14 protein-coding genes are annotated in these 17232 nt (G+C 69.0%); 11 read left to right on the top strand and 3 right to left on the bottom strand.

The genetic code is table 11. From position 1 onward, the window contains the following. The first annotated feature begins 3 nt into the window (after positions 1-3). The 6 genes from G8760_RS12360 (at position 4) to wrbA (ending at position 5905) form a co-directional block, all read left to right on the top strand. Entirely contained in the window at positions 4-1092 is a 1089-nt protein-coding gene (locus tag G8760_RS12360) for an ABC transporter substrate-binding protein (RefSeq protein WP_166351406.1), read from the top strand. A 51-nt stretch (positions 1093-1143) separates the two neighbouring features. Then, a complete protein-coding gene (locus G8760_RS12355; protein WP_166351403.1) occupies positions 1144-1959 on the top strand; it encodes an ABC transporter permease in 816 nt (271 codons plus the stop codon). After that, positions 1956-2777, top strand: a complete 822-nt coding sequence (locus G8760_RS12350) for an ABC transporter permease (RefSeq protein ID WP_166351401.1) — start codon at positions 1956-1958, stop codon at positions 2775-2777. Before G8760_RS12355 ends, G8760_RS12350 begins: the two co-directional genes overlap by 4 nt. Positions 2778-2781: 4 nt before the next feature. Beyond that, positions 2782-3519 (top strand): sulfite exporter TauE/SafE family protein, encoded by a 738-nt coding sequence (locus tag G8760_RS12345; RefSeq protein ID WP_166351399.1) that lies wholly within the window; start codon positions 2782-2784, stop codon positions 3517-3519. 104 nt (positions 3520-3623) lie between these two features. Further along, on the top strand, positions 3624-5195 hold the full coding sequence (locus G8760_RS12340) for an MFS transporter (protein ID WP_166351397.1): 1572 nt from the start codon (positions 3624-3626) through the stop codon (positions 5193-5195). A gap of 68 nt (positions 5196-5263) precedes the next feature. Further along, the gene (gene wrbA, locus G8760_RS12335) at positions 5264-5905 is read left to right on the top strand and encodes an NAD(P)H:quinone oxidoreductase (protein WP_166351395.1); all 642 of its coding nucleotides are present in this window, start codon (positions 5264-5266) and stop codon (positions 5903-5905) included. 206 nt (positions 5906-6111) lie between these two features. On the opposite strand, the gene G8760_RS12330 is transcribed toward wrbA, so the two are convergent. Next, positions 6112-9393, bottom strand: a complete 3282-nt coding sequence (locus G8760_RS12330; RefSeq protein WP_166351393.1) for an ATP-binding protein — start codon at positions 9391-9393, stop codon at positions 6112-6114. Between the two features lie 153 nt (positions 9394-9546). Continuing rightward, complete coding sequence (locus G8760_RS12325) at positions 9547-10545, bottom strand: amidohydrolase family protein (RefSeq protein ID WP_166351391.1); 999 nt, start codon at positions 10543-10545, stop codon at positions 9547-9549. A gap of 132 nt (positions 10546-10677) precedes the next feature. On the opposite strand from G8760_RS12325, the gene G8760_RS12320 reads away from it, so the two are divergent. From G8760_RS12320 to G8760_RS12310, 3 genes are read left to right on the top strand one after another with little or no spacing between them, the layout of a single operon-like run. Further along, complete coding sequence (locus tag G8760_RS12320) at positions 10678-11241, top strand: carboxymuconolactone decarboxylase family protein (protein WP_166351389.1); 564 nt, start codon at positions 10678-10680, stop codon at positions 11239-11241. A 4-nt stretch (positions 11242-11245) separates the two neighbouring features. Beyond that, entirely contained in the window at positions 11246-11743 is a 498-nt protein-coding gene (locus tag G8760_RS12315) for a (2Fe-2S)-binding protein (RefSeq protein WP_166351387.1), read from the top strand. Then, positions 11730-13877, top strand: coding sequence for a xanthine dehydrogenase family protein molybdopterin-binding subunit (locus tag G8760_RS12310; RefSeq protein WP_166351385.1), 2148 nt, complete (start codon positions 11730-11732; stop codon positions 13875-13877). Before G8760_RS12315 ends, G8760_RS12310 begins: the two co-directional genes overlap by 14 nt. Before the next feature lie 130 nt (positions 13878-14007). Here the strand turns inward: G8760_RS12310 and G8760_RS12305 are convergent, their stop codons facing one another. Then, complete coding sequence (locus G8760_RS12305; protein WP_166351382.1) at positions 14008-15042, bottom strand: LacI family DNA-binding transcriptional regulator; 1035 nt, start codon at positions 15040-15042, stop codon at positions 14008-14010. A 305-nt stretch (positions 15043-15347) separates the two neighbouring features. On the opposite strand from G8760_RS12305, the gene G8760_RS12300 reads away from it, so the two are divergent. Next, positions 15348-15821 (top strand): Lrp/AsnC family transcriptional regulator, encoded by a 474-nt coding sequence (locus G8760_RS12300; RefSeq protein ID WP_166351380.1) that lies wholly within the window; start codon positions 15348-15350, stop codon positions 15819-15821. Then, the gene (locus tag G8760_RS12295) at positions 15818-17194 is read left to right on the top strand and encodes an aspartate aminotransferase family protein (RefSeq protein ID WP_166351378.1); all 1377 of its coding nucleotides are present in this window, start codon (positions 15818-15820) and stop codon (positions 17192-17194) included. The genes G8760_RS12300 and G8760_RS12295 overlap by 4 nt, the downstream gene beginning before the upstream one ends. Positions 17195-17232 lie beyond the last annotated feature (38 nt).

The raw sequence follows: 17232 nt of genomic DNA, 5'->3' as shown, positions 1-17232 counted from the left end.
ACGATGAGACGACACCCGACCCTTCGATCACACCGAGGCCGATCCGGCCTCGCCCTGCTGGCCACGATCACCCTGACCCTGGCCGCGTGCGGCTCGGACGACGCTCAGGGCTCCGACGACGGCCCGGGCGGAGGTGGTGGTGATGCGGCCCTTGAACCGGTCGGGTCGCTGACGTTCGGCACCATCGGGATCCCGTCCATCTACGCCATGGTGCACACGGCGGTCGCCGACGAGACCGGCCTGTTCGACAAGTACGGCGTCGAGGTCACCTTCCGCTCCATGGAGACCGGGGTCGACGCCGCCCGCGCCGTACAGAGCGGAGACCTCGACCTGGCGTATTCACCCACCGGTCCGGTCGTGACGTTCGCCGGCACCGGGGTCGACGTCTCGGCGATCATGGGAATGGACAACATCGACTGGCTGGTCGGATCGGTCGACCCGGCCGTGCAGTCGTGCGCCGACCTGGCCGGCCAGGACATCGCCGTCGACTCGGTCGGCGGCGCCCGGTACAGCGTGCTGGAGATCGTCCTCGACTCGTGCGGACTCGGCATCGACGACGTGGAGACCCCGTCGTTCCCGGGCCCGTCGGCCATCCAGGCCGTGGCGGCCGGTCAACTCGACAACTCGGTGATCCACATCGACGACCTCTACGTCATCGAGGAGCAGGGCGAGAACCCCATGCACGTGGTGACGATGCTCGCCGACATCGATCCCACCCAGCACTACCTCGTGGTCTGGGCACTCGCCAGCACGGTCGACGCGCAGCGTGCGGAGCTGGTCCGGGCGCTGGCGGCGATGACCGAGGCGATCCGGTACATGCAGGATCCGGCGCACGAGGACGAGGTCGTCGACATCATCACCGGCGCGACCGGTCACAGCGAGGAAGTGTCCAGGGCGGCACTGCGCGACTTCCTGGAGCTCGAGTTCTGGCCGCTCGATCGGCACGGGCTGCCGCAGGAGAAGATCGACGCGACGGTCGCCGAACAGGTCCGGCTCGGCAACATCCCGGATGCGGACGCACCGGAGTACACCTCCATCGTCGACACCACCCTCTGGGACGAGGCCTTCGCTCTGGTCGAGGAACATGGCTGACGGTCACACCGGCGGCGGCGCGACGGCGATCACCAGCGCAGGTGTTGAGCCATGACCACCACCACGCCGACGCTCGGGCCGGCGCCGGCGCCGGCGGCCGCCCGGCCGGTCCGGCGGCGGCGTTCCAGCGCACTGCTCACCTACGGTGCCAGCCTGCTGGCCGGCGCCGCGATCTGGGAGCTCGCCGGCCACCTCATCGACCCGGTCTTCCTCGTACCGTTCACCGACACCGTGCGCCGGCTGGGCGAACTCGTGGCCAGCGGCGAGCTGCCCACCGCCCTCCTAGCGTCGGCGCAGGTATTCGGCGCCGGCCTGATCATCGCCGTGCTGGTCGGGCTGCCGGCGGGATTGCTGCTGGCCCGGGTCCGTTTCCTCCGGGTCGGACTCGAAGACTGGATCACCGGCCTCTACGCGATGCCGATGGTGGCGCTCATCCCGTTCATCCTGGCCATCTTCGGGTTCGGGTTCACCCCCAAGGTGATCGTGGTGTTCCTGTTCGCGGTCTTCCCGGTGATCATCACCGTGTATGAGGGTGCGTCGAGTATCCCAGCCCGGCACATCGAGGTGGCCAGATCCTTCCGGGCCAGGGAGCGGCACCTGTGGCGTGACGTCGTCATCCCATACACCATCCCGTTCGCCATGACCGGGATCCGGCTGGCCATCGCCCGCGCCCTCGTCGGCATGATCGCCGCGGAGTTCTTCCTCGCGGTCAGCGGCCTCGGTGAGCTGATCCTCATCACCTCCCGCCGGTTCGACACCGCCGCGGTCTTCGCCACGATCCTGGTGGTGTGCATTCTGGGCGTGCTCCTGCTGGCCCTCGGGCATGCCCTCGAACGCCGGTTCGCCGCCTGGCGGGGGCCGTCGTGACCGCCGCACCGGCCACCCACGTGGGCTCCGCCGCCGGCCGGCCGGCCCGCACCCGCCGGCCGCGGCTGCCGTACCCGGTGTGGGTCAAAGGTAGTACCGCCCTGGTGATCTTCGCGCTGTGGGAGCTGTTCACACACGTGTTCGCGCCGCATTACGTGGCCCGGCCGACGCGGGTGGCCGCCGTCATCCCCGAGGTCGTGACCAGCTCCGAGTTCCTGGCCGCGTTGTCCGGCACCGTGGTACCCATCGTGCAAGGCATGGTGGTGGCCGTCGTGCTCGGTACCGTCGTCGGCTTGGCCATGGGGCAGGTCCGCTGGATCGACCGCAGCCTCAAGATCTACGTATACGGGCTCTTCGCGCTGCCGATGGTCGCCGTGCTGCCGTTGGTGACGATGTGGTTCGGCTACACCGAGGGGGCGCGGCTGGCGATCATCGTGTTCGCCGCGTTCTTCCCCATGGCGCTGAGCATGTACGACGGCTCCCGGTCGGTGTCGCGCGACTACCTGGAGGTGGCGTCGTCGTTCCGGGCCGGCCGGCTCGCCGTCTGGTTCGGCGTGGTGCTGCCGGCGTCGCTGCCGTACGTACTAGCCGGATTCCGGCTGGCTGCCGGGCGGGCGCTGATCGCGGCAGTGGTCGCCGAGTACCTGATCGGCATCGAAGGCCTCGGCTTCTACATCCTGCTCAACGCGCGCTCGTTCCGGCACAACGAGGCGTTCGTGGCCGTGCTGGCCCTGGCTCTGTTCGGCATCCTCACCCTGTTCCTCGCCCGCTGGGCCACCCGTCGGTGGTGCCCGTGGTACCGCCAAGGTGCAGGGTGAGACGTTGACCGAGCTTCTCGTCATCCTCGTCGCGATGTCGGTCGGGGCGTTCGTCAAAGGCGTGACCGGCACCGGGCTGCCACAGGTCGCCATCCCCACGATGGCGATCTTCCTCGGGGTGGAGCACGCGGTGGTAGTGATGGCCATCCCCGGAGTGGTGACCAACGCGTGGATGCTCTGGACCCACCGGGAACACTGGCATGCCACCAGGGACGTCCCGGTGATGGTGGCCGGGGGTGCGGTGGGGGCACTCGTCGGGACCTTCGGACTGAAGGTGCTGGACCCGCGGTGGCTGTCGCTGGCACTGGGCGGGGTGATCGTTCTCTATCTGGTGATGCGGCTGGTCAACAACGGGTTCGCCATCCCCGCCGGGCTAGCTCGGTACGTAGCTCCACCGGTGGGGCTCGTGGCGGGACTCCTCCAGGGATCGACCGGTATCTCCGGGCCGATGCTGACCATGTACCTGCACGGGTTGCGGTTGGCACGGCAGGTCTTCATCGTCTCGATCGTCACGTTGTTCCTGGTATTCGCCGTGGTCCAGACCGGCACGCTGGTGGCGCTGGGGATGTTCGACGCCGACCGGCTCCGGCAAGGTGTGCTGGCACTGGTCCCGATCATGCTGGTGCTGTGGGCGGCGGCGAGGTACGCCCACCGGATGCGCGAGGACGTGTTCGACCGCTGGGTCCTCGTCCTGCTGGCCGTCTTCGCCGTCGCCCTGATCTATGACGGCGTGACCGGCTGACTAGCCGGCGAGCACGCCGCGGTCAGGGCGCCGACAGGTTATGGGCAGAACACGGTAAGGCACAGACGTGATGGTGGCATCGACGACTACCGCGAAGGGGTCCGATGATCACCTCGGAGACGCTGTCCGCACGCCGCGCCGGGCCACGCCAGTGGCTGGGGCTGGCCGTACTGGCCCTGCCAACGATCCTGATCGCCCTCGACCTGACCGTGCTGTACATGGCGCTGCCCCACCTGGGTGCCGACCTCGGCGCCAGCAACACCCAGATGCTGTGGATCACCGACATCTACGGCTTCATGGTCGCCGGACTCCTCATCACCATGGGGACCCTCGGCGACCGGATCGGGCGGCGCCGGTTGCTGCTGATCGGCGCCACCGCCTTCGGTGCCGCGTCGGTGCTCGCCGCCTACTCCGCCAGCGCGGAGATGCTCATCGTGACCCGGGCGTTGCTCGGCATCGCCGGTGCGACGTTGATGCCGTCGACGCTGTCGCTCATCGGGACCATGTTCAAAGAACCCAAACAGCGTGGTCTCGCCATCGGTATCTGGGGGATGTCTTTCTCGCTGGGCACCGCGATCGGCCCCGCCGTCGGCGGCGCCATGCTGGAGAACTTCTGGTGGGGATCGGTGTTCCTCCTCGGTGTCCCCATCATGGTGATCCTGCTGGTGGCCGGGCCGATGCTGTTGCCCGAATATCATGATCCACACGCGGGGCGGCTCGACCTCGTCAGCGTCGTATTGTCCCTGGGCGCCATCCTGCCCGTCGTCTATGGCGTCAAGGAGATCGCCAAGGACCAAGCTCTCACCGCCGTGCCATCACTGGCCGTGGTGGGCGGCGCCGTCGTCGGCTGGTTGTTCGTCCGTCGGCAGAACACCCTGGCCGACCCGCTGCTCGATCTGCGGATGTTCCGTCGTCGCAGCTTCTCCGGCGCGGTGATCGGACTGTTGATGGCGGCGATCACCATGTCCGCCATCATGCTCTTCTTCACCCAGTACCTGCAGCTCGTCGAGGGTATGTCGCCGCTGCGAGCAGGCCTGTGGTTCCTCCCGATGGCCGGAGCGTTCGTCGTCACCTCGGTCGTCGCTCCGCTCCTCGCCCGGCGGCTGCGCCCGGCCTACGTCATCACCGGTGGCCTGGTCATCGCGGTTGTGGGGCTCGGCCTGCTGACCCAGCTCGAAGCGGAGTCCGGCGTGGTGCTTCTCGTCGTCGGCGCCACCGTCTTCGCCTCCGGTATCGTGCCGCTGCTCGCGCTGGGGACCGACATGGTGGTCAGCGCCGCCCCGCCGGAGAAGACCGGATCCGCCGCCGCGACGTCCGAGACGGGTAGTGAGCTGGGGCTGGCCATGGGGATCGCCACCTTGGGGACGGCCGGCACCTCGATCTACAGCAGCCAGCTGGCCGACACGATCCCCGCAGCGGTTCCGGGCCCGGCCGCGGATATCGCCCGAGACAGCTTCGCCAACGCTTTCGCCGTCGCCGGGGAGTTGCCTTCGGCGCTCGGCACTGAACTCATCACCACCGCCCGGGAGGCCTTCACCACCGGATTCAACGTCATCGCCGCCAGCAGCGCGGTCCTACTGTCCGCCGTCGCGGTCCTCGTCGTCGCCGTGTTGCGCCACGTCCGCCCGCTCGGACGTGAAGCCGACCCATCCGACCAGCAGCACCAACAGCACTAGCCGCGCCAACCACCAACACCACCACCGCCACCAACACCGCCACCAACACCACCAGGAGGAACGACACCATGAACGCCCCCCAGGCCCGGATCGCCATCATCTACTACTCGTCCACCGGCCACGTCCACCGTCTCGCCCAGGGGTTCGCCGACGGTGCCGCCGACGCCGGGGCCGAGGTGCGGCTACGCCGGGTAGCCGAGCTCGCGCCCGATGCCGCCATCGACTCCAACCCGGAGTGGCGCGCCCACCTGGACACCACCTCGGACATCGAGCTGGCTACCCTCGACGACTTGACCTGGGCCAACGGCTACGCCTTCGGCACCCCAACCCGGTTCGGCAACGTCAGCTCCCAGCTCCGGCAGTTCCTCGACACCACCGGCGGGCTCTGGGAGGCTGAGAACCTGGCCAACAAGCCGGCCACGGGCTTCACCAGCAGCCATTTTCCGCACGGTGGTCAGGAGTCGACCCTGCTGTCGCTCTACAAGACGATGTACCACTGGGGCGCGATCATCCTCCCGACCGGCTACGTCAACTACAACGTCGCCGCGGCGGCCGGCGGGAACCCCTATGGCGTCAGCTTCGTGGAGGAACAGGCCGACGACGCCGGGTACCAGAAAGCCGTGCTGGAGGCGGCCCGGCATCAGGGCGAACGGCTCGCCCAGGCCGCCGTTCTGCTCGCTTCGCTGACCAGCCAGCCGGCCACCGTCTAACCCGCCCTCACCCAGTGATCGTTGCCGGATTTCTGCCCTACCACCCGGTGATCGAAGTCAAGTTCGCGTCGTCATAGCGACCCGATACCGGCAACGATCACCGGGGGTGAGGGCAGAAATCCGGCAACGATCACCGGGGGTGGGGAGTGGGGGGTGGGGGTGGGGAGGGGGGAGGGTGAGGGCGGGTGAGGGCGGGTGAGGGCGGGTTAGGGGAGTTCGTTCAGGGGCAGCCGCCCGGCCAAGGTGAACGCTGCGTCGTATTCGTCCTGGCCGAGCGCGGCCCGGACCCGACGAGAGATCCGGTCGACGTCGCCGCTCTCGCCCGGCGGCAACGGCGATCCGGCGGCGGCTCGGGCGGCCGCTGCCGCGCCCAGCAGCCGAGCTGCGTGGGCAGGCTCGTCAACGAGGGCCGACACCCCGGCCAACCCCTCGAGCGCCAGCGCCACGGCCCGTATGTCGCCCGTCTTCCGCGCGGTGGTCAACCCCTCCATGTGCAGCGCCCGGGCGGATCCGGCGTCGCCGCGCTGCTCGGCGACGAAGCCCAGCTCGGCCAGGATCAAAGCGGTGCCGGCGTACAGGCCGGTCTGATGGTGCCAGTCGAGCAGATCGCGGAACCGCCGCTCGGCGAGGTCGAGTTTGCCTTGGCGGCGGGCGCCGAGACCGAGCCCGATCGCGGCGAACGCGGCGGCGGAACTGTCCGACAGCTCCTCCGCCAGCCGGTGTGCCCGCTGGTGGTACTCGTCGGCCTCGGCTAGGTCACCCTTGAGCAGGGAGATCCGGCCGAGGCTGGATAGCTGAATCGACACCGACGGCCACAGCTCCATGTCTTCCGCACTGCGTAGGGCATCTCGGTGCAGCCGGGCCGCGTGTGCGTGGTCACCGGCGATCTCGGCGAGGATGCCGAGCAAGCGGGTCGGGTACAGCCGCCCCCAGCGATCGCCCAGTTCGTCGAACAGCCTCAGGGATTCCTCGCTGTCCCGCCGGACCGCGGCGAGGTCGCCCTCCACCAGTGCGTGTTCCGCGCGGGTGAACAACGCGGCCGCGATACCCCATCGGTCGCCGAGCGCGCGGAAACCCCTCAGCGCCGCGGACACCAGCCGTTCACCCACCGCCAGGTCACCGGACGCTGGCATGGTGAACGCACACAGCCACTGCGCGCGGGCCTGTCCGGCCGGATCGTCCAACTCGTCATAAAGACCAAGCACGGCGGTACCACGCGCCACCGGATCGTCCCGGTAGTCGGTGAAGGCGATACCGGCCAGCCACGTCAGCGCCTCGGCCCGGGCGACGTCGGCGGTTCCGTTGGGGGGTGCCGCCCCGACCGCCAGGGTCAGGCAGCTGCGGGCTTCCTGGTGCCGGCCGCGCAGGAACCAATACCAGGCCAGGGAGTTGACGAGGCGCAACGCCAGCTCCGGGGCGCTCAGATCGACGGCGCTCTCCAGTGCGACGCGCAGGTTGGCGGTCTCGGTGTCCAGGCCGCGCAACGCCGCCCGCTGGCCGTGCCCACGCAGCAGCGGCGCGGCCCGTTCGGCCAGGTCGGTGTAGTAGGTGGCGTGCCGGATCCGGATGGCGTCGATCTCGTCCGCCTCGCCCAACCGTTGCCAGCAGTAGGCCGCCACCGACTCCAGCAGCCGATACCGGCGGGCTGTTCCGTCGTCGGAGACCGCGACCAGCGACCGGTCGACCAGGCGGCGTAGAACATCGGCGACGTCGGCCGCGGCGATGCCATCACCGGCACAGACGTGTTCGGCGGCGTCCAGTGTGCACCCGCCCACCGGCACCGCCAGCCGGCGCAATACCACCCGGTCCGCCGGAGGTAGCAGCTCCCAGCTCCAGTCGATCATCGCGCGGAGGGTCCGTTGTCGTGGCGGTGCCGTGCGGTGTCCGTCGGCCAGCAGGGTGAACCGGTCGTCGAGCCGGGCGGCCAGCTCGTTCACCTCCAGCGCCCGGACCCGCGTCGCGGCCAATTCGATGGCCAATGGAATACCGTCCAGCCGGCGGCAGATCTCCGCCACCGACTCGGCATTGTCAGTGGACAACACGAACCCCGCGGCAGTCGACGCCCGGGTGGTGAAGAGCCGCACCGCACCGGACCGGAAGATGTCGTCGAACGACGCCCCGGTGGCCGGCACCTCCAGCGGCGGCACCGGGAACACCACCTCATCGGGGAGACCCACCGGCTCTTGACTGGTCACGAGGATCCGCATCCGTGGTGCCGCCGTCAGTAGCCGTTCGACGAGGTGCGCGACGGGTTCGATCACATGCTCGCAGTTGTCGAGTACCACGAGCACCTGCCGGGCCCGCAGCGCGGCGATCAACCGGTCGGTGACGTTCGGATGGTCCGCTTCCAGCCGGGTGCCCGCCGCGGAGTCTTCCCGGACGCCGAGTGTCGTGGCCACCGCGGCGGCGATCGCGGCGACCCCGTCCGGGGCGAGGCCCGCGCTGAACTGGGCCGGGTTGGTGGAGGACGCCCGGGGTGTCTGCCGAGCGAGTTCCACGATCCATACGCCGTCGGCGCAACTGTCACCGACCGCGCGAGCCACCTCCACCGCGAGGCGGGTCTTTCCCACCCCGCCCGGGCCGGTGAAGGTGACCAGCCGGTTGGTTTCCAGCTGCTTGCGTGCGTCGGCGATCGTCGCCGCCCGGCCGACCAGTCCGCCGTCGGGCTCCGTCGAGATCGTCACCGGGAGATTGGTGGTGGGTTGCGCCGCTGACATGGCCGGGACGCCCATCGGCGTCAACGCCGGATCCTGACGCAGGATCGCCTGATGCAGAGTGACCAACTCGCTGCCGGGGTCGAGGCCGAGCGCATCGCGCAGGTGGTGGCGATACTCGTCGTAAGCGTCCAGAGCCTCACCCTGGCGCCCCGAACCGTAGAGGGCGCGCAGCTGCGCGGCGCGGAGCCGTTCGCGCAGCGGGTGCTGGGCCACCAGGTCACCCAGCTCACCCACAAGAAGGGTGTGTTCACCCAGCTCCAGCCGGGCCTCGGCGAGACTCTCCAGTGCCACCAGCCGCTGCTCTTCCAGCCGCAGCACCGAACCCCGGGCGAACTCCAGGTCTGCGACCTCCCCGAACGCGGGCCCTCGCCACAGCGCCAGCGCCTCGGTCAACAGGGCCACCCGTCCCTGAGCGTCCGGCCGGCTGTGCGCCTGGGTGAGCATCGCGGTGAATCGTTGCGCGTCGACGGTGTCGGGGGAGACCCGCAGCCGGTATCCCGACGCCGCGGACTCGACGAGATCCCGGGCGCCCGGCTCGGCCGTGTCGAGGGCCCGTCGCAGCTGTGACACCTTCGTGTGCAGGGCGCCGGCCGGATTTCCCGGTAGGTCGTCGTCGGACCAGAGGTCGTCAATCAGTCGGTCAGCCGACACCGGCCGGCCCTCGTGGGCGAGGAGGTCGGCGAGCAGGGCGCGGACCTTGAACCCGGCGATGGTGACCACGGTGCCGTCCGATGGCCACACCACCACAGGGCCGAGCACCCCGAATTTCATGGGCCCACGGTAGCCGGTGCCGGCCGGCTCGTCCGCCCGGCACTGGGCAAGAGGGGCTGGAGCCGTGGCACGCTGAGGTGTAGTGCATGGCACGCTGAGGTGTCGTCAACGTGGGTCTTTTGTCCGGTTTGTGGAGCGCTTCAGCGTGCCACGCTACTCATCGAGATCCCGGGGGGTCAGGAGGCGGCGAGCGTTGTCGCGCCGGATCAAGTCATGCTGGGCCGACGTGAGAGCGGGCACCGCGGCCAGGGTGCCGGCAGGGTCGTCGTCGCCCATCGCGAAGGGGTAGTCGGTGCCCACGAGCACCCGGTCCGCGCCGACCTGGTCTAGCAGGGCACGGAGCGCGGTCGGGGAGTGGAGCACGGTGTCGTAGCTGAACCGGCGGATGAGTTCGGCCGGTGAGGTGTCCAGCCGGGCCCCCCAACGCTGCCCGTAGGTGGCGAACCCGTGCTCGAGACGGCCGGCCTGATAGGGCAGGAAGCCGCCGCCGTGGACCAGGCAGATGCGCAGGTCGGGGAACCGGTCGAGCACGCCGCCGAACATCAGCCGGGCCGCGGCCAGGGTGGTCTGGGCCGGGTTGGCCACGAGGTTGCCGAGAAAATACGGCTCGTGGTGGCTCGTACCCGACATGGGGTGGATCAGTACGAGGCAGCGGAGGTGGTTCGCCGCGGCCCAGAACGGTTCCAGATCCGGATCGTCCACCTGTCCACCCGGTCGGCTGGTGCCGATCTCGACACCGGCCATACCGAGATGCTCGACGGCGTAGGTGAGCTCGCGCGCGGCCAGATCGCCGGACTGGAGGGGTACGGTGGCCAGCGCCCGCAGCCGATCTGGGGCCTGAGCGGCGGTGCTGGCCATGAGTTCGTTGAACAACCGGCTGTAGCGGGCGCCGGCCTCGGCCGGCAGCGAGTACGCGGTCAGGCCGATGAACGGCGACACCACCTGAACGTCGACGCCACCTCGGTCCATCGCGGCGAGTCTGGCCGGTAGGTCGCTCAGCAGTGGGTCCAGGGGTGCGGAGGGTGGTCCGTCGGCGACCCGGACCTGGGTGCCGCGGTCGGTGTCGACGATCTCGACGCCGAGCGACGGGCCGTCGCGGCGCAGGGTGTGGATCAGTCCGTCCGGGATGGCGTGGGCATGGACGTCGAACACTACGCCTCCTCGTCGTCGCCACTGACGTCAATCGTTTGTTGTGATGTGGCTTCGTATCTTACGGCCATACTAGCTGCCTTGCTACAATCGTTTGCTGTCAGATGACGGTCCTCGAAACCCTAGGAGGACGCCGTGGCGCGGATCAGCTATCCCTCCACCGAGCGCCTGCACGCCCCCGACATCGCCCACCACCTGGAGCTGGCCCGTACCCGCGGGGCGCCCCGCCCGGAAAGCCAGGCGGTCCGGGCTCACGTCCCGGCCATCCTCGACACCTTCTCCGCGACGTGGGAAGCCGCGTTCTACGGTGGAGAACTCGACCACCGCGTCAAAGAGCTGGCCCGAATGTACGTGGCCAAAACCGTCGAATGTGCCTACTGCAGTGGCCAACGCAGCGAGCTGGCCCGCGACCAAGGTTTGGGGGAGCAGGAGCTGGACGACTTGCTCCGCTACGAGTCGTCGACGCGGCTCAGCGACCGAGAGAAAGCCGCCCTCGCCTACACCGACGCCATCGTGTGGGATCAGACCATGGCCGACGACACCCTCTGGCAGCGTCTACACCAGCACTTCACCGAGGCGGAGCTGGTGGAGCTGGGGTACTTCGTCGCGCTCACCTCCGGCCAGCAGCGCTGGATCCGCACCCTGGGCCTCGAACATCTGGAGGTCCTGGCCGACACCCAGGCCGGCCTGGTGGACTGATCCGGTGGCACCCGAGGGCAGCTCCGGCACGGCGCTGACGGTCAACGGCACACCGGTGCACACGAGCGTGGATCCCGAGACGCCGCTGTTGTACCTGCTCCGCAACGATCTCGGCCTGAAAGGCACCAGGTTCGGCTGTGGCCAGGGACTCTGCGGGGCCTGTGTGGTTCTCGTCGACGGGCATCCCACACCGTCGTGTGACCTTCCGCTGTGGGCGGCCGCCGGGCGCGACGTGGTCACCGTTGAAGGCTTGGCGTCGGAGGGGTGCCCCAACCGGGTGCAGCGGGCCGTGCTCGACGAACAAGCCGGGCAGTGCGGGTACTGCCTCAGCGGCATCGTCGTCGCCGCCACCGCGCTGCTGCGCGACACCCCGGAGCCGACCGCCGACGACGTCCGGACCGCCCTCGAACGCCACCTGTGCCGGTGCGGGACCCACCACCGGATCGTGCGCGCGGTGCTGGCCGCTGCCACCGGACCAGGGCAACGACATGACGACGGCTGACCCGGCACGATCCGCCGCCGACACCCTGCCGCCCAGCCTCGCGGCCAACCCCCGGCTGTCCACCTGGCTCGATCTCAGCGACACCGGGCACGTCCTGGTGCGGGTCGGCAAGGTGGAGCTGGGGCAGGGCATCTGGACGGCGCTCACCCAGGCGGCAGCCGAGGAGTTGGGTGTCGACGACTCACGCGTCGTCGTCCAACCGGTCAGCACCGCCGCGGGCCCGGCCGAAGGGCTCACCGCGGGCAGCCTGTCGGTGGCCCGGTCGGTGGCGGCACTACGTCAGGTGTGTGCCGAAGTGCGGGCGCTGCTCATCGAGGTGGCCGCCGCCCGGCTCGACGCCGACCCCGCCGCGCTCGTCGTCCGGGACGGTGTGGTCGGGACGGCGGCCGGGGACAGCGCGGTCAGTTACTGGGATCTCGACGCCGACGTCCTCGACCGGGACGCCCGTGGCCCGTCGTGGGTGCGGCCCGCACCGGCGCCGGCGGATCCACCCAACCCGCCACGTGTCGACCTGCCGGACAAGGTGCTCGGGCGGCCCCGGTTCCTCCATGACCTCCACCTCCCCGGACAGGTGTGGGGCCGGGTGGTCCGCCCGCCGGTCCGCGCAGCGCACCTGAGCACCGTCGACACGTCGCTTGTTGGTGCCCACGTCATCGCCACGGTCCGGCAGGGAGATTTCTTAGGGGTGGTGGCCGAGCGGGAGGAGGTGGCCATCCGGGCGGCCGCGGCACTGGCCGACACCGCCCAGTGGGAGCTGCCACCGAACCCGGCCGGAACCGGGGATCCAGCGCAGCCGCGGCGGTCTGCCCCAGCCGACCGGATCGACGTGGTGAACATCTGCGATGCCACGGCCGCGGTGGGTGTGGTGACCACCGTCCGCGCCACCTATACCCGCCCGTTCCTGGCCCACGCCGCGATCGGGCCGAGCTGTGCGATCGCCCGGTGGGCGGGATCTCAACTCACCGTGTGGAGCCATAGCCAGGGGGTATATCCGCTGCGGGCGGCGCTGGCGGTGGTGTTCGGAGTGCCGGAACAGGACGTCGTCGTGCACCACGTCGAGGCCGCGGGCAGTTATGGACACAACGGTGCCGACGACGCCGCCTTCGATGCCGCGCTGCTGGCGCGGGCCGTCCCCGGCCGCCCGGTCCAGGTGGTGTGGAGCCGGGCCGACGAACTGGGCTCGGGGCCACTCGGCCCCGCCATGGCCGTGGATGTGGAAGCCGGCCTGGACGCGCGCGGGCACGTCGCCACCTGGTCCGTGGACGTATGGAGCCAGGGTCACGTCGCCCGCCCCGGATACGGCGGGTCGCACGGGCTGCTCGGGGCCGCCCACCGCGACCGGCAGGTGTTGCCGCCGTCGGTGGATCCACCGTTGGCGGCCGGTGGCGGCTCCGTGCGCAACGCCGATCCCGGTTACGACTTCCCGGCGCGGCGGGTGACCGGTCACCGGGTGGTGGATACGCGGGTGCGGACGTCGTCCCTACGGGCGCTCGGTGCGTTCACCAACGTGTTCGCCATCGAATCGTTGATGGACGAGCTGTCCAGGCGGATCGGTGCGGATCCCCTGGAGTACCGGCTCGCCCACCTGAGCGACCCGCGGGCGCGGGCGGTGCTCGAGCGCGCCGCCGAGCTGGCCGGGTGGCGGCGCGAGCAGGGTGGGCGCGACCAGGCTGCGGCCGACGCCGGCCGGGGCATCGCCTGGGCCCGCTACAAGGGCACGTCTGGGTACTGTGCCGTCGTCGCCGATGTCGAGGCGGTGCATGAGATCCGGGTGACCCGGCTGGTCATCGCGGCCGACGTGGGCCGGATAGTGAGTCTCGACGGGGTGGTCAACCAGCTTGAGGGTGGGGCGATCCAGGCGGCCAGTTGGACGTTGCTGGAACAGGCCCGCCTCGACGGGCACCGGGTCACCAGCACCGACTGGGAGACGTATCCGATCCTGCGGTTCCGTGCCGTTCCCGACGTGCACGTCGAGGTGATCAACCGGCCGGACGAGCCAAGCGTCGGGGCCGGCGAGATCGCCCACGGGCCGACAGCGGCGGCCATCGCCAATGCCGTCCGCGACGCGTTGGGGGTGGACGTCCGCGACCTTCCTCTGACGCCGGAGCGGATCGTCGCCGCCCTGGAAACGTGATGCGCGAGGAGATCGGCCCCCGGGACCGGCAACTCAGCACCGGGGATTGGGGGCGGGCTGCGTGGGGCGCGGGCTACGTGGCGTGGGCTGCGTGGCGTGGGCTGCGTGGCGTGGGCTGCGTGGGGCGCGGCTACGTGGCGCGGGTGCGGGGCGCCGGGGGTGCCGTGGAGGCTCGGACGACGAGGGACAACGGCAGCAACACCGACCGCGCATGCCGCTGCGGCTGGTTCAGCCCTTCGAGTAGCAGCCGGGCGGCCTCGGCGCCGATGTCGTAATGCGGGATCCGCACCGTGGTGAGCGGGGGGTGCAGCTTGTCCATGAAGCGGGTGTCGTTGAATCCGACGACACTGACGTCGGCGGGGCAGCTCAGGCCCCGCTCCTCGAGGGCGTCGTAGCAGCCGACCGCGAGGAGGTCGTTGCCGGCCAGCACCGCGGTGAACTCGACGTCGTCGTCCAGCAGCCGCTGAACGGCCTTGGCCCCGGCGTCTTCGGTGAAGGACTCGCACTCGACGACGAGCTCCGGGGCGTCGGGGAGGCCGTGATCGTGCAGCGCGTACCGGAACGCGCGCAGCCGTTGATATCCGGTGGAGAGTGACTGGGGTCCGGCCAGGTGGACGATGCGACGATGCCCCAACTCGACGAGGTGCCGCATGGCCAGGGCCACCCCGGAGGCGTCGTCGGGTGTGACCGACGGGATGTCGGCGCGTTCGGTGCGGCGGTTGACCAGCAGCACGGGTACGTTCTCGGCGGCCAGCTCGTCGATCAGCGGATGGTTGAGGCGGGCGGTGGCCAGGACGTAGCCGTCGACGTTGCGGGCGCGCAGCGACTCGATGGCGGCGGCCTCGCGTTGTTCGTCGTTGTCGGTGTTGACCACCCAGACGCCGTAACCCGCGGTGCCGAGGACGTCTTCCAGGCCGCGAACGATGGGTGGGAACAGCGGATTGGTGAGGTCCGGGATGACCAGCCCGACCGTGGCCGAACGGGCGGTTTTGAGGGTGCGGGCGAACGGGTTGGGGCGGTATCCGAGCGATCGTGCCGTGCGCAGGACCCGCTGGGCGGTGTCGGCGTTGACGAGTTGTCGCGTCTGCGGGTTCAGTGCTCGCGAGACAGTGGCCGGGTGGACACCGGCCGCCTGGGCGACATCACGCAGCGTGGGTCGGTTCATGACATCAGCTTAACCCGCCTGAACGGTGTGTGGCTGCGTTCGTTTGTTACCGCCTTTAGCTTTGTTGTCCTCACGTAACAGGACGTCTGAATACAATCGTTTGTAGTCTTGGTGGTTGAACTGGTCCCGGAGAGGGGGCGTCGACTGTGTGCATTGAGAGATCCTTGCTGTCATCCGTGGCAGAGTTGGCATTCTACTGTAGAAAAGGTAAGTTATAGTCTGAAATCTAAACTGATTCCCTTGAAGTCAGCGTCAACCCCGACGGAATCAGTATCTCGAGCGATTGTGAGCGAGGAGGTTCGGGTATGAGTGTCCACGGCGGCAATGTCGACGTGTTGCTCGACGACATCGCCAAGATGATCATCGAGCAACTCCAGCAGGACGGACGGAAGTCGTACGCCGCCATCGGGCGCGAAGTCGGACTGTCGGAGGCTGCCGTTCGCCAACGTGTGCAGCGCCTCCTGGAGGCCGGCATCATGCAGATCGTCGCGGTGACGGACCCCTTGCAGCTGGGCTTCAACCGGCAGGCCATGATCGGAATCACTGTCGACGGTGAAATCGAGCCGGTGTCCGACCGCCTCGCCGAGATGAGCGAGGTCTCCTACTGCGTCATGACCGCCGGTTCGTTCGACGTGCTCGCCGAGATCGTATGTGAGAACGACGATCATCTACTAGAGATCATCAGCAAGCGGATCCGCGCCATCCCCGGGGTTCGTGGCACGGAGAGCTTCGTCTATTTGCGGCTGAGGAAACAGACCTACGCTTGGGGGACCCGATGACGGACCCGAACGACGCACATGCCATGTCTCGCACGGCCCACACCAACCTGTGGATGCACTTCACCCGGATGTCAGCATATGAGCAGAGCGAGGTGCCGGTCATCGTTCGTGGTGAGGGTCCGTATGTGTGGGACGCTCATGGTCGTCGCTATCTCGATGGCCTGTCGGGGCTGTACGTCGTGCAAGTGGGGCACGGCCGGGCTGAACTCGCGGAGGCCGCCGCCAGCCAGGCCGCGCAGCTCGCCTACTTCCCCATCTGGTCATATGCCCACCCACGGGCGGTCGAACTCGCCGAGCGGCTCGCCGGATTGGCGCCGGGTGATCTCAACAAGGTGTTCTTCACCACCGGCGGCAGCGAAGCGGTCGAATCGGCGTGGAAGCTCGCCAAGCAGTACTTCAAGCTCACTGGGCGGCCGACGAAACACAAGGTGATCAGCCGAGCCATCGCGTACCACGGCACCACGCACGGCGCCCTGTCGCTGACCGGCCTGCCGGAGCTCAAGTCGGCATATGAACCTCTCGTTCCCAGTTCGATCCGGGTGCCGAACACCAATCCTTATCGGCAGCCCGAACACATCGACGATCCCGTGGCCTTCGGTCGATGGGCAGCTGACCGCATCGCGGAGGCGATCGAGTTCGAGGGCCCGGAAACGGTGGCCGCGGTCTTCCTGGAGCCAGTGCAGAACGCCGGTGGTTGTTTTCCGCCACCACCGGGCTATTTCGAGCGGGTGCGAGAAATTTGTGATGAGTACGATGTGCTCCTGGTGTCGGATGAAGTGATCTGCGCGTTCGGCCGGCTGGGTGGGTACTTCGGTGCCGACGTCTACGGGTACGTACCCGACATCATCACTTGCGCGAAGGGGATCACCTCCGGTTACGCACCGCTCGGGGCGATGATCGCCAGCGACCGGGTATTCGAGCCGTTCTCCCGAGGGCACGCCAGCTTCGGGCACGGCTACACCTGGGGCGGGCATCCGGTGTCGGCCGCGGTTGCGCTGGCCAACCTGGACATCATCGACCGAGAGAAGCTCAACCAGCACGTCACCGACAATTCCCCTCGGTTCCGCGCGACCCTTGCCAAGCTGCTCGACCTGCCGATCGTCGGCGATGTTCGGGGAGACGGCTACTTCTTCGGAATCGAGCTGGTCAAAGACAAGGCGACCAAACAATCGTTCAACCAGGAGGAGTCGGAGAGTCTGCTACGCGGATTCCTCTCGAAGGCCCTCTTCGACGCTGGCCTGTACTGCCGGGCCGACGACCGGGGCGATCCGGTTATCCAGCTTGCTCCACCGTTGGTCTGCGATCAGCAGCAGTTCGACGAAATGGAGGTGATCCTCCGGTCGGTCCTGACCGAGGCCGGATCTCGGATCTAGCGCGGCGGGCCGCAGTTGACGGCCTCCTAGATAACTGT

Source organism: Phytoactinopolyspora limicola, from assembly GCF_011320225.1.
Lineage (GTDB): Bacteria > Actinomycetota > Actinomycetes > Jiangellales > Jiangellaceae > Phytoactinopolyspora > Phytoactinopolyspora limicola.
The sequence above is the reverse complement of the archived record's forward strand: the minus strand, read 5'-3'. Positions and strand labels throughout refer to the sequence as shown.

Excerpts from the sequence above, each read along its gene's own strand:
- G8760_RS12310 (WP_166351385.1), top strand. The coding sequence starts at position 11,730 with ATGACGACGGCTGACCCGGCACGATCCGCCGCCGACACCCTGCCGCCC.
- G8760_RS12295 (WP_166351378.1), top strand. The coding sequence starts at position 15,818 with ATGACGGACCCGAACGACGCACATGCCATGTCTCGCACGGCCCACACC.
- G8760_RS12360 (WP_166351406.1), top strand. The coding sequence starts at position 4 with ATGAGACGACACCCGACCCTTCGATCACACCGAGGCCGATCCGGCCTC.
- G8760_RS12300 (WP_166351380.1), top strand. The coding sequence starts at position 15,348 with ATGAGTGTCCACGGCGGCAATGTCGACGTGTTGCTCGACGACATCGCC.
- G8760_RS12340 (WP_166351397.1), top strand. The coding sequence starts at position 3,624 with ATGATCACCTCGGAGACGCTGTCCGCACGCCGCGCCGGGCCACGCCAG.
- G8760_RS12355 (WP_166351403.1), top strand. The coding sequence starts at position 1,144 with ATGACCACCACCACGCCGACGCTCGGGCCGGCGCCGGCGCCGGCGGCC.
- wrbA (WP_166351395.1), top strand. The coding sequence starts at position 5,264 with ATGAACGCCCCCCAGGCCCGGATCGCCATCATCTACTACTCGTCCACC.
- G8760_RS12305 (WP_166351382.1), bottom strand. The coding sequence starts at position 15,042 with ATGAACCGACCCACGCTGCGTGATGTCGCCCAGGCGGCCGGTGTCCAC.
- G8760_RS12330 (WP_166351393.1), bottom strand. The coding sequence starts at position 9,393 with ATGAAATTCGGGGTGCTCGGCCCTGTGGTGGTGTGGCCATCGGACGGC.